Here is a 12,704-nt window from a genome sequence, read left to right on the forward strand (position 1 = left end):
CGGTGATGAAGGCGAACCAACTCAGGCGGCGACGAGCGCCGGGCGAACACAGTCGGGGCGGAGAGATTCCCCGCCCCGACTGTGATACGATCAGGCGCCGGCGGGCTCCGCAGGTGGCGACCCCAGCATGCCGGGCGCGGGAGCCGGCTTGGCCACCTTAGCCGACGCCGTCGCGGTTGGCGTCGTCGGGGGCGGCGGCGGGACCGGACGGGGCGGCAGGGTCTCGCCCCGCACCAGCAACTCGATCTCATCCCGATCGAGCGTTTCCCGATCGAGCAACGCATCCGCCAACCGGTCGAGCAGTTCGCGATTGCCGTTCAGGATGATGCGGGCGCGTTCGTAGGCCTCATCGATGAAACGCTTGATCTCGGAGTCGACGATCTGCGCCATCTGATCGGAGACCTCGCGACGCTGCGAGAGTTCACGACCGAGGAAGATCTCCTGCTCCCGGTCGCCCACCGCGATCATGCCGACCTTGTCGCTCATACCCCACTGGGTCACCATGCGGCGCGCCAGCGAGGTGGCCTGCTCGATGTCCCCCGCAGCACCAGTGGTGATCTTCTCGGCGCCGAAAACGATCTCTTCGGCCACGCGACCGCCGAAGCTGCAGGCGAGATTACCCTCCAACCAGTGGCGGGTCACGTTGCGGCGATCCTGCTCCGGCAACCACATGGTCAGGCCCAACGCCCGCCCGCGCGGAATGATGGTGACTTTGTGGAGCGGATCCAGCCCCGGAATTTTGAGTGAGACGATGGCATGCCCCGCCTCATGATAGGCGGTGAGCTTGCGGTCGTCCTCGGTGAGCTGGAGGCTCCGCCGCTCGACGCCGAGCATGACCTTGTCCTTGGCCTCCTCGAAGTCGAACATGTCGACCAGCGACTTGTTCTTCCGCGCAGCCAGCACGGCGGATTCGTTGACCAGGTTCGCCAAATCCGCACCGCAGAGGCCTGGCGTGCCCTTGGCCAGCACGTCGAGCCTGACATCCGCAGCAAGCGGAATCTTACGGGTGTGAACTCGCAGAATTCCTTCCCGCCCCCGCACGTCTGGCGCATCGACGACGATCTGCCGATCGAACCGACCGGGCCGCAGCAGCGCCGGATCGAGGACGTCGGGGCGGTTGGTCGCCGCGATCAGGATGACACCGTCGTTGGACTCGAAGCCGTCCATTTCGACGAGAAGCTGGTTGAGCGTCTGCTCCCGTTCATCGTGACCGCCGCCGAGCCCGGCGCCGCGATGGCGACCGACCGCGTCGATCTCGTCGATGAAGATGATGCAGGGCGCATGCGCCTTGCCCTGCTCGAACAGGTCACGCACCCGGCTCGCCCCGACGCCAACGAACATCTCGACGAAATCCGAGCCTGACATCGAGAAGAACGGTCGCCCCGCCTCGCCCGCCACGGCCTTGGCCAGCAGCGTTTTGCCGGTGCCCGGCGGACCGACCAGCAGGGCGCCCTTGGGAAGGCGTCCGCCCAATCGGGTGAACTTCTGGGGGTCTTTCAGGAACTCGATGATTTCCTGCAGCTCGACCTTGGCCTCGTCCGCACCGGCCACGTCCGCAAAGGTCAGCTTGGGTGTATCGCCGGCGAGCAGTTTGGCTCGCGACTTCCCGAAGGAAAAGGCCCGATTGCCACCGGCCTGCATCTGTCGAAGGATGAAGAACCAGAGGCCGATGATGACGATCCAGGGTAACGCCTGGAGCAGCAGCATGGTAAAGCCGGCCCGGGGCTCCTTCGCGGTAATGACGGGCACCGAGCTTTCCAGCCGCTTCATGAAATCTTCGCTGTTGGCCACCGGCAGCAGCACCGTGAACTCTTTGACGGTGATGTTGTCCTTCGGCACCCCAACCCGGAACTCGCCCTTGACGAGCTTGCCTTCGACGACCTCGACCTTGGAGACGTTCCCGGCGTCGAGCTGTCGGCTGAAGGTGGTGTAGTCGATTTCCGCGCTGCCCGAACGCTGCCGATCGACATACTGGTAGAGCATGAGACCGAGCAGGGCCACCACCGCCCAGAGGGCGAGGTTCCTGCTCAAGCCGCCCCAGTTCTGGGTCGGAGGCCGCGGCGGGGTCGATCGCTGTGACATCTACATCAAGTCCGCAATAAAAGGGAGGTGCCGATAATTCTCGGCGTGGTCGAGTCCGTAGCCGACGAGAAACGCCGGTGGCGCCTCGAAGCCGACGAACGCGAGCTCGGCGAAGGGAGTGTGGTTGTCGACCTTGTCGAGCAAGGCACAGATGGCCAAGGACTGCGGCCCGCGCTTCTCGAGCAGCGCAAGCAGGCGTCGCAGTGTGTTGCCGCTGTCTACGATGTCCTCGACGAGGACGATGTGCTTGCCCTCGAGCCGGGTCTCCGGATCGTAGAGCAGTTTGACGTCACCACTCGAGACTGTGCCGGATCCATACGAACTGGCCACGACGAAATCCACCTGGAGGGGTCGTTCGATCCGGCGGACCAGGTCGCTCAGAAAGATGAAGCTGCCTTTGAGGAGCCCAAGCACGAGCAACTCACCTTCCGGGTACGCCGCCGTGATCTGCGCACCAAGCTCACGGACCCGCGCCTCCAGCGTCGCCTCGTCGAACACGATCGACTTGACGGGCTGGCCTCCAGTGCGTCGCAGCGTCTCAGCTTGAGCGGACATCAATCCTCACCACGTTCTGTCGCAAAGGCAGCATGCCGTCACTCCGGCAGACGCCCGGTACCCAGATGACACTGTCATCGTGCACCAGGACCGGCCATCCTGGCCGACGGTGCCGAGAAATCTTCCTGTCCTGCATGCATCGCACCACCAACCGCCGCCCGGTACCCCCGAGCGGCCGAATCCGATCGCCCGCCATCCAGGGACGAAACCGAAGCGCAGACGACCACTCCACCCACGTTGTCCAGTCCGCGCGAGGGATCCGCTCTGGCGGTGCCTCTGCCCGCACCTCGACGTGCCAGCCCGGCAGGACAAGGTCCTGTCCAGCCGATGGAAGCGCAACGTCGTAGTGTTCTGGATGACCGATCGGGTGAAAGAGCCGCAACCGATCGAAATCCAGCTGTGCCACAGCGCCTCCGCGCAGGTCGACTGCCTGCCCGGAAACTCCTTGTTCCAAAAGGACTTGCACCCGCGCAACTTCACGGTGGCCGATTCCGAGCCGGAACCTGGCTCCCAGAGCGCGGAGCACCCCCCGAACGATGGCCGAACTATACCCGTTGAGCGGAGCGACAGCAACGGAAGCCCCACCTGGTTCGTGGCGCAGATCGAGTCCCGGAAGCTCCTCCAGCAAGGCCATCCAGGCCTGGCGATCCTCGGCGGCGGCGCGGCCGAGGCGGACCAGCCTGGCATCGACGCTTGGCAGGCGAGCGCGAAGTGCGGGGAGCACCTCACCCCGCAACCAGCCGCGGTAATGGCGGGGGTCCAGATTGCTCGGATCGTCCCAGATGTCGAGCCCCCGCGCTGCGGCGTAGCGCCGGAGTTCGTCGCGCGCCACACCGAGCAGCGGTCTAACCCAAGGGCCTCGGCGGTCCGGAATGCCGGCCAGCCCGGCCGGCCCGGTCCCCTCGAGCACGCGCATCAGCACGGTCTCGGCCTGGTCGTCCCTGTGGTGGGCCGTCAGGATCCACGATGCACCCGCCTCGGCGGCGGCGCGGTCGAGCCAGGCCAGCCGGGCCCGCCGGGCCGCGGTTTCGCTGGCCCGGGCGCCTAGCGAGCCCCGCTCGGATACGAAGGGCAACTGGCAGCGCGCCGCCATGCTCCGGACCAGCTCAGCCACCCGTGCGCTCTCGACGGCGATCCCATGGTCGAAGTGCGCGACGGTGAGGGCAAGTCCCCGGACGGGTGCCGCCTCTGCCGCGAGCGATAGCAGCGCCATCGAGTCGGGACCGCCCGATACGGCCACCAGGGCGACTCCATCCCTGACACCCAGCTCGTCGAGCGCTGCGTGGAATCGAGTCAGGAGGTCGCTCATTCCTCGAACGGCTCCATATGCACCAGCACATCGTGCGCGGCCGGGAGGTCGCGACGAATGGCGCTCTTGACCTTGCCGCTGACGATGTGTGCCTCGTGAAGCGAAAGGGCGGGATCGCTCTGCACGTGGAGTTCGATGGCGAGCACGGTACCAATCTTCCGGGCCCTGATTTTCTCGGTCGCGAGCACTTCAGGCACTGTGCGCGCCGCGCGGTCGATCTCGGCCAGCAACTCATCGCTTGGTGCGCGATCCATCAGCTCGGCCACCGCAGGCCGAACGATGCCGAGCCCGTTCCAGAAGATCAGGCCCGATGCCAGCAGCGCGGCATAATCGTCTGCCGACTCCCAGCCTTGGCCACCGATCAATGCGATCGAAATACCCAGAAATGCGGCGACCGATGTGATGGCATCGCTCTGATGATGCCAGGCATCGGCCGCGACGAGGCCGCTGCCCGCCTGGCGTGCGACCCGCATCACGTGGCGAGACCAGGCCACTTTCACCGCCACCACGGCCACCAGAACCACCAGCGTAAACGGAGCGGGAGCATGGTGCGGCGTCCGGATTTCGCGGACGGCTTCGATGGCAATACCGACCGCGGCCGCGAGGAGCATCAGTCCGACGACGATCGTCGTCAGCGCCTCGATCCGGCCATAGCCGAACGGAAAATGGCGGTCGGCCTGACGTCCGGAGATCCGGAGACCGCCCCAGACAATGGCAGACCCGACGAGATCCGTGATCGACTCGACCGCGTCGGCGACCAGGGCGTACGAGTTGCCGAGGATCCCCGCCGTCAGCTTCACAACCGCCAGCCCGGCGTTGAGACCAAACCCCTGGCGGGTCAGCCGTTCGAGCCTCGCTACTGCGGGCGCAGCCATCGTTCGAAGAGCGCGGGGATGCGCCGCAGTTGCGACGGGCTCGTCATCGCCAGGCTCCGATCAGAGATGGTTGCGGGGCTTGCATTCGTTTCGGGTCAGGGAGACAGCCGCTCCCGTTGCCACCCGGCATCCGTGCGCCGATACCGGATCCGGTCGTGGAGCCGGTTCGTCCGGCCCTGCCAGAACTCAACGGTGTCTGGCACGACCCGGTAGCCGCCCCAGTGCTCGGGATACGGCACCGCCCCACCGGCAAAACGCGCTTCCGTTGCAGCGAGGTCGGCCTCCAGCGCGGCCCGATCGGGCAACACGCTGCTCTGCCGGGAGGCCCAGGCGCCCAGTTGCGAGCCGGGCGGTCTCGAGTGGAAGTAGGCGGCGGACTCGGCGGGCGCCACCCGTTCGACCCGTCCGTTGATGCGCACCTGGCGCTCCAACGGCTGCCAGAAGAAGACCAGCGCCGCGGAGGGATTGGCTTCGAGCGCAACCGCCTTCGGGCTCCGGTAGTCGGTAAAGAAGCTGAACCCCTCTGCCGTAACGCCCTTGAGCAGCACGATGCGCGCCGAGGGCGCGCCATCCGGTGCGACCGTTGCCAGCGTCATCGCGTTCGGCTCAGGAACCTGGGACGCCATCGCATCGGCGTACCAGCGTTCGAACTGAACGATGGGATCCGGATCGACCGCAGCCTCATCGAGCGCGCCCCGGCCGTAGTCGGTCCGCTGATCGGCAAGACTCATTGCTCCTCCCAGGAACGAGCAGCACCGGGCCACGGACCAGGCGGGACGGCCGCCACGGCGCGCTCCATCTCCTCGACGCGAAACGGCACCATGCCGCGGGCCAGATAGTTAGCGAGCGCCGCCGGACCGTCGAGAGAACAGGTATGAACCCAGACCCGACGGCCGAGTTCGAATCCTCGACGCAACATCCTCTCCAAAAACCAGCCGCCCAAGCCACGGCCGCTGTACCGACCGATCAGACCAAAGTACCCGATCTCGACCGATCCGTCGGGATCCGCGTTGAGCTCGCACCAGCCGGCCGGCAGGCCACCGACAGCCAGAGACCAGGTTTCGACCCCGGGCGAAGCAAGGTACGCATGCCAGGTTTCCCAGTCCCACGCCAGTCGGTCGGTCCAGTGCCAGCGACCGCCGATGGCGGTGTAGTAGAACCGCGACAGTTCCGGCCAGGGTTCCTCGACGCGGACGAGGGCCGCATCCGGAGCTGGCGTTCGGCCGGCCACGATCGTCCGCGGGTCGGTCAGCTCGAGATACGTGGTTCGCACGGGCGGCATGACACTCCTCAGGCGGGCTGCACCACGCCGGCACATTCTCCGAATCCGATCGAAGCGGCGCCGGGACGTTCACAGTAGGCACGCATCACGACTTCGTCGCCGTCCTGAAGAAACCGCCGGACCTCACCCGTTGGCAGCGTGAGCGGTTCGGTGCCCCGCCAGGTCAGTTCCAGCAGGCAGCCTCGGTTCTCCCGATCCGGACCGGAAATGGTTCCGCTGCCGAGCAGGTCTCCCGGCCGCAAGTTGCAGCCATTGCTGGCGTGGTGCGTCAGGAGCTGGGCCATGGTCCAGTACATCGATGCGAACGAGGCGCGGCTGATCGGCTCGGGCTCGAGCTGCTCGGCGCGCATCTGCGCCGTCCTCAGAGCGACCACGACCTGGATGTCGAAGCCCCCGCCCCGCTGGTTGGCCTCTGACGCCAGGTACGGAAGCGGATCTGGATCGCCGGCCGGGCGATCGAACGCCGGCACCCGAAACGGGGCCAGCGCATCGGTTGTCACGACCCATGGCGAGACGGTGCTGGCAAAACTCTTGGACAGAAACGGACCGAGCGGCTGGTACTCCCAGCGCTGGATGTCTCGTGCGGACCAGTCGTTCAGGATCGACAGTCCAAAGATCTGCTGCTCGGCTTCCGCCAGCGGAATCACGTTGCCGAGGCTGTTGCCCGGCCCGACCCAGGCCCCCAACTCACACTCGTAGTCGAATGAGCGGCTCGGCCCGAAAACCGGCTCCGGCGTCTGATCATCCTTGATCTGTCCCATGGGACGGCGGATGGGCGTGCCGCTGGGCACGATGGAGGAAGCCCGGCCATGATAGCCGATGGGAACGTACTTGTAGTTCGGCAGGAGGGGATTCTCCGGTCGAAACATGCTGCCGACATTGGTGGCGTGATGGATCGAGGCATAGAAATCGGTGTAATCGCCGATCACGGCCGGCAGCAGCAGCTCGACATCATCGGCTCGAAACAGGCACCTGCCGACCAGCTCCCGGTCGGGCGCGTTCCGTTCGAGCAGCGCAAAGAGGCGGTGCCGAAGCGAACGGGACGCCTGGCGACCCAGCCCCATCAAGCCGTTGAGAAACGCGCCACCGACAGCGTCCAGCACGGGACCTTCGACCCCGGTCAGCAGTCCCGCCTGCCTGAGAGCCGAAAGGTCGACTACCTCGCGCCCGATCGCGACCCCGACACGCCCGGGCTGCCCGGACCCGGAGCGGCGAAAGACACCGAAGGGCAGATTCTGAATCGGAAAATCGGTCCGCGATTGCTCGGCAGACTCGACCCACGACGAGGCGGCGGGGTCGTGCGTATGATCTGTAATCCTGGTCATGACAGCACCGCTGGCTCAAGTTCGTCGACCGGCTCGCGGAAGGAGCAAGACCCAAAACCGTCAAAACGATCCGACAGGCCGGTCAGATCGATCCGACGGTTGCCCCACATCAGCTCATCCGCAGCAACGCGAAAGGCTGCCGGCGGCTCTGCTTCGAGCGCCGCCCGAACCAGCGCGAGGTCCTCACCCTGCAAGGCAAGCGCTGCAGCCGCCATCAGATTGAGATATCCGAACATCACTCCCGAGGGACCTCCCGACTCATAGGTCAGCCGGAACCGGCCGCGCACGGGATGATGAAGTCCGGCGGTGGCCTTGAAGGGCAACCGGCGAGCGCTCACGGCAACCAAAAAGGCCGCCACCGCGGTTGCGTCGGGGAAGGTCTCGGGTGTCACGCCGCCCATCCGGATCTTGGCGCGGGCCCCAGCCCGAACCAGCGCATCCAGCACAGCATCCCGCCCTGTGCCGAGCGGAACCTCGCCGTAGCAGCGCCTCCCAGCCAACGCCCGGGCCAGACGCTGGACCGCATCGGCGCTGTCGACCCGCCCTTCGAAGCAGTCCAGCGCGATGCCGAGGCGGGCCGCAGATAGCTGCTGCAGATCCGCCGCTGCCAAGTCGACCACAGGATCAGCGCCGAGAGTCACGCTCAGTTGCCAGGCTGACCCGCCGACGGCCGCGATTGCAGCCAGGCACTCGGTCAGCCGTGCGGCGGGAACCACGAACCGTCCCAGCGCCCATGCGTCGGTCGAGCCACGGTAACTGGCGTAGTTCGCAACCGCCTCAACCATGGGAAGTCCCGCCGGCGGAAACAGCCCCGCATAGTCGATCCGCCCCGCGAGCAAGCGCGAGCGTACCGAGTCGGACAGCGCCGACCCGTCGGGTCCAGTCACAGTCTCACCCCGATCGGAGCAAATCGCTCGGTTGGCGGAAAATCGTTCCGGCCAGGGCCATAACCGAGGTCCGGATCGACTGTGGTCTCACACGGCAAGTACTTACAAATCAACAACATGGAAGAGTCCTATCCCGATGGCACAGGCCCTGCTAAATGGCCGTGCGGGGCGGCAGGTTTTTTCCGCCTCGGCTGGCGGCCGAGCCCCGATGTTGAGGCTGGTCCGACCGATGAAACCCATTTCCGGGAGAGCCCGAGTTTCACGTGACGACGTTTACTGCTGCGTCCCCACTGACGTCCCCAGTCCCGTTCGCCGGTTTCGGCGCTGCGGGCGCTGGCAACGCGCTCCCGGCTTCCCCACTGATTCATGTTCTCGTCGTCGAAGATAATCCGGTCGACGCGATGCGAATTCGTCAGCTGCTGGCCCGCTCGCGCACGGCGCGTTTCGTGGTCGAGTCGGCGGCGACCCTCGCAGCGGCGGAAGAACGGGTCACGACCGGTTCCGTCGAGGCAGTGCTGCTCGATCTGGATTTGCCGGACAGCCTTGGCTTGGCCACGTATACTGCGCTCGCCGGACTGGTACCGCACCTGCCCGTCGTGATCCTGTCCCGAAGCAGCGACGAGGCCGTTGCCCTGCAGGCAATCCGGCTCGGCGCGCAAGACATGGTTTTCAAATCCCATCTGAGCGCCGAGAGCCTGGCGCGCGCGGTGCGATGCGGCATCGAACGGCAGCAGATCCTGACCTCTCTCCGGGGCCAATCGCTGACCGACGAGCTGACCGGTCTGCTCAACAGGCGCGGCTTTACCACCATTGCGCAGGGCCATCTCAGGCTCGCGACCCGGACCGGGAACCGTTTCCTGGTCTTCTTCTTCGACGTGGACGACCTCAAGACCATCAATGACGGCTTCGGGCACGAAGCCGGTGATCACGCGATCCGTGCGATCGGATCCGTGCTGCGCCAGACCTTCCGTCAATCGGACGTGGTCGCCCGACACGGGGGCGACGAGTTCGTCGTACTCGCGCTCGATACCTCGGGCGACGAGGGAGCCACCATTCGCCGGCGCCTCGATGCCAACCTGATCCGCGCCAATGGGGAGAGCAACCTGCCCTTCAACCTGGCCGTGAGCGTCGGAACGGTGTCGTACGACGGCCGTGAGCAGGAACCGCTCGGGTCGCTGCTGGCGCGCGCTGACCTGGCACTGTACGCCGACAAGCGCCGCCGGAAGCTCCAGCGCGTCGGACCGGACGCTTGACTGTGATCAGATCGGTCCACCGACCAGGATTCAGCCACCGATCGGCCTTCCGGGTCGGCCGGCTCCCTGCCCTCAAGATGGCCCCCACAGCCGCCGATACTTGGCCGGAGCCAGGCGGCTGTCCGGCACTCAGGAAGGGTTGATCAGAGTCCACCATGTTTGCGATTATCGGGGTCGTCGTCGTACTCGCATCCGTGCTGGGCGGGTTCTCCATTGCTGGCGGCAGCATTCCGTCGCTGTTCCACATCTCGGAAGTCATCATCATCCTCGGCACCGCTTTCGGTACCATGATGATCTCAACCCCCGTTCCTGTGCTCAAGGGAATGATGGGGAAGATCGGCGGCATCTTCAAAGGCTCGGGCATCAATGCCGACGTCTATCTGGACACGCTCAAGATGCTGTACGAGCTGTTTCAGATTGCCCGAAAAGACGGCCTGGTCGCGATCGAGTCGCATATCGAGGGTCCGGACAAGAGTGCGGTGTTCAAGCGATACCCCTCCGTGCTGCACCATCACCACGCCATGCAGTTTCTCTGCGACAATCTGCGTTTGGTGCTGGTGGGCAGCGTACCGCCGCATGATCTCGACGGGCTGATGGATTCCGAGATCGAGCTGCACCACCACCACGAAGAGGCCATGGCAAGTGCGCTCCAGAAGGTCTCAGACGCGCTCCCCGGCATTGGCATCGTCGCAGCCGTGCTCGGCATCATCGTCACGATGGCGGCGATTGCGGGCCCGGTGGAGGAGATCGGCTACAAGGTCGGCGCTGCACTGACAGGTACGATGCTCGGCGTCTTCTTCGCCTACGGTCTCTTCGGGCCGATGGCCACCGCCATCGAGCATGCGAATGCCTCGGAACAGAACCTGTACCAGGTACTTCGCGCCGCCGTGGTCGCTTTTGCCAAGGGGCTGGCTCCGATCGTGGCTGTGGAGTTTGCGCGCCGAGCGGTACCTGCCGACGTGCGTCCGACGTTTGCCTCGATGGAAACTGCCTGCAAGTCCGTTAAACCGAAGTAAGCGGGCGGGCCCATGGCAAACAAAGACCGCGAACAGCCCATCATCATCGTCAAGAAGAAAGTCGCCGGGCACGGCCATCACGGCGGCGCCTGGAAAGTCGCGTTTGCCGACTTCATGACGGCGATGTTCGCCCTGTTCCTGGTGCTCTGGCTCGTCAATCAGAGTTCGGACGTCAAGTCCGCCATCGCGGGCTACTTCCAGGACCCGCTCGGGCGGGCCAACGAGTTCGGCTCCTCGATCGTGCCGGGTGAGGGAGCGCAGACCCAGATGGCACGGCCGCTTGCTCCGACTCAGATCATCGACATCCGGGTCGACCGCCTGCTGCGTCTGGCGGAGGACATTCGCGAGAAGCTGGGCAAGGTTCCGCTGCTCGACTCGCTGCGCAACCGGATCGAGATCACCCTGACGGACGATGGGCTGCGGATCGAGCTGCTCGAAGACTCGACCGCCCAGTTCTTTCAGTCCGGCAGCGCCGCGATGAGCCCGCACGGGCGCGAGCTGATCACACTGATCGGCCGCGAGCTGGCCCGGGACTCGAACCAGATTCAGATCGAGGGCCATACCGACTCGCGCCCCTACGCCTCGACCACCGGTTACTCGAACTGGGAACTGTCGGCCGACCGAGCCAACACCGCCCGACGAATCCTCGGCGAAGGCGGCGTACCCAGCAACCGGATCTCTGAGATCCGGGGCATGGCCGATCGCGAGCTCCGCTATCCGGACGCGCCATTCGACCCGCGCAATCGCCGGGTCACCATCACCGTGCTGCTCGATCGCTACCTGTCCGGCCCATCTCTGCCGCAGCCTGCTCCCGAACCCAGCGGCTTCAGGCCCGGAGTACGTTGAGATGCAGCTGACCGGCCGCCTCCTCCTGGTTGTTGCCGACGAGCAGATCGCGGCGCATTACCGCGAGATCTTCGAGCAGGTCGACGGTCTGGCTCTGACTGTCGCGACGACCCCCGACGAGGCCATGAGGCTGTCCGGGACGGCACCGCCTGACATGGTGATTGCCGAGCATAGCCCGCCGGCGCTGGACGGACTGGCGCTGACGAGCGCGATGCGATCCGAGGAAGGCCTTCGCGGAACGGGGATGGTCCTGATCAGCCCGGAGCTCAGCCTGGCGGATCTGGCGCCGACCGCACGAATCGAAGATGTGATTCCGCCGGGTATTTCCCGGGGCGAGCTGCTCGGCAAGGCGCACGTCTGGTTCCGGATCAAGAGCATTCACGACGAGCTCCGAGCCGACAAGGTCGAGCTCGAGCGGCTGCATCGTCAGGCAGAGCTGCGGCTCCATCAGCTGCTCGACCTGCTCGTACATATCATCGACCTCTCCGTGCCCGGCAGCGCGACCCGCGGCCGTGAGATCGCCCGCCTTGCGGCGCGGCTGGCGGAGCGCTTCGAAGTTCCGACCACGCTCGAGCACGATCTCGACGTCGCGGCCCGCCTGCAGGAACTCGGCAAGCTTCTGCTCCGCGCCGACCGCACCGATGCGGAGGGACCGGAAGACCTCCGGGAGGGCGATGCCTGGCGCTACGCAGTGGCAACCAAAGAGCTGCTGGAACGCACCGAGGGTCTGGGCGGCGCCGCCGAACTGATTGGCGCGATGTTCGAGAACTGGGACGGAACCGGTCATCCGGATCGACTCCGCCAGGGGCAGATTCCGCTGCGCTCTCGCATCCTCCGCCTGGTGATCGACTACCTGCGGCTGCTCGACTCGGGGGAGGTTGCCGATGCCGACGCGGCGCTCGAGCAGATGCGACAGCACTCCGGCACCCGGTATGACCCCCTGGCCGTCGCGCACTTCGACGCGATCCTGGCGGCCCCCAGTCAGGGCGGCTGGCGGGAGACCCGGGTTCGGTTGCCGGTCCACAGCCTGGCCGAGGGTATGGTCGTGGCTGAGGACCTGACAACGAGCGCGGGCGTCAAGCTGATGGCGCGAGGTTCGGTCATCACCTCAGCCATCCTCGATACCATTCTGCGCCGCCACCGCAGCGACCCTATCGTTCCGGGTGTCTGGGTGGAACGGGCGAGCATGCCGACGTAGCCGCAGGTCCTGCGCTGCGGATTTGCCGGGTTCGGGTTTGCGGGATAAGCTTTAGCGCTATTCCTAAACCGTTATC

At 65.8% G+C, this 12,704-nt stretch carries 12 protein-coding genes; 4 read left to right on the forward strand and 8 right to left on the reverse strand.

The window, feature by feature from the left end; genetic code table 11:
• Nucleotides 1-90: 90 nt before the first annotated feature.
• The 8 genes from ftsH to KF785_12680 form a co-directional block, all read right to left on the reverse strand.
• Entirely contained in the window at nucleotides 91-2,082 is a 1,992-nt protein-coding gene (gene ftsH, locus KF785_12645; GenBank protein MBX3147605.1) for an ATP-dependent zinc metalloprotease FtsH, read from the reverse strand.
• The gene (gene hpt, locus KF785_12650) at nucleotides 2,083-2,637 is read right to left on the reverse strand and encodes a hypoxanthine phosphoribosyltransferase (GenBank protein MBX3147606.1); all 555 of its coding nucleotides are present in this window, start codon (nucleotides 2,635-2,637) and stop codon (nucleotides 2,083-2,085) included.
• Nucleotides 2,621-3,946: a tRNA lysidine(34) synthetase TilS gene (gene tilS / locus KF785_12655; GenBank protein ID MBX3147607.1), complete on the reverse strand. Its 1,326-nt coding sequence runs from the start codon at nucleotides 3,944-3,946 to the stop codon at nucleotides 2,621-2,623. The genes hpt and tilS overlap by 17 nt, the downstream gene beginning before the upstream one ends.
• Nucleotides 3,943-4,821: a cation transporter gene (locus tag KF785_12660; GenBank protein MBX3147608.1), complete on the reverse strand. Its 879-nt coding sequence runs from the start codon at nucleotides 4,819-4,821 to the stop codon at nucleotides 3,943-3,945. Before KF785_12660 ends, tilS begins: the two co-directional genes overlap by 4 nt.
• 95 nt (nucleotides 4,822-4,916) lie before the next feature.
• Nucleotides 4,917-5,552, reverse strand: a complete 636-nt coding sequence (pdxH, locus tag KF785_12665; protein MBX3147609.1) for a pyridoxamine 5'-phosphate oxidase — start codon at nucleotides 5,550-5,552, stop codon at nucleotides 4,917-4,919.
• Nucleotides 5,549-6,103 carry a GNAT family N-acetyltransferase gene (locus KF785_12670; protein ID MBX3147610.1) on the reverse strand — a complete coding sequence of 185 codons (555 nt, stop codon included), beginning with the start codon at nucleotides 6,101-6,103 and terminating at the stop codon, nucleotides 5,549-5,551. The genes pdxH and KF785_12670 overlap by 4 nt, the downstream gene beginning before the upstream one ends.
• Nucleotides 6,104-6,111: 8 nt before the next feature.
• A complete protein-coding gene (gene fahA, locus KF785_12675) occupies nucleotides 6,112-7,428 on the reverse strand; it encodes a fumarylacetoacetase (protein ID MBX3147611.1) in 1,317 nt (438 codons plus the stop codon).
• Nucleotides 7,425-8,315, reverse strand: coding sequence for a hypothetical protein (locus tag KF785_12680; protein ID MBX3147612.1), 891 nt, complete (start codon nucleotides 8,313-8,315; stop codon nucleotides 7,425-7,427). The genes fahA and KF785_12680 overlap by 4 nt, the downstream gene beginning before the upstream one ends.
• Nucleotides 8,316-8,578: 263 nt before the next feature.
• On the opposite strand from KF785_12680, the gene KF785_12685 reads away from it, so the two are divergent.
• The 4 genes from KF785_12685 (at nucleotide 8,579) to KF785_12700 (ending at nucleotide 12,628) form a co-directional block, all read left to right on the forward strand.
• A complete protein-coding gene (locus tag KF785_12685; protein ID MBX3147613.1) occupies nucleotides 8,579-9,568 on the forward strand; it encodes a diguanylate cyclase response regulator in 990 nt (329 codons plus the stop codon).
• A gap of 155 nt (nucleotides 9,569-9,723) precedes the next feature.
• Nucleotides 9,724-10,584 carry a flagellar motor stator protein MotA gene (motA, locus tag KF785_12690; protein ID MBX3147614.1) on the forward strand — a complete coding sequence of 287 codons (861 nt, stop codon included), beginning with the start codon at nucleotides 9,724-9,726 and terminating at the stop codon, nucleotides 10,582-10,584.
• 12 nt (nucleotides 10,585-10,596) lie between these two features.
• Entirely contained in the window at nucleotides 10,597-11,430 is an 834-nt protein-coding gene (locus tag KF785_12695; protein ID MBX3147615.1) for an OmpA family protein, read from the forward strand.
• Nucleotide 11,431: 1 nt separating this feature from the next.
• Nucleotides 11,432-12,628: a hypothetical protein gene (locus KF785_12700; GenBank protein MBX3147616.1), complete on the forward strand. Its 1,197-nt coding sequence runs from the start codon at nucleotides 11,432-11,434 to the stop codon at nucleotides 12,626-12,628.
• Nucleotides 12,629-12,704 lie beyond the last annotated feature (76 nt).

This window comes from Gemmatimonadales bacterium (assembly GCA_019637315.1).
Taxonomy (GTDB): Bacteria; Gemmatimonadota; Gemmatimonadetes; order Gemmatimonadales; family GWC2-71-9; genus SHZU01.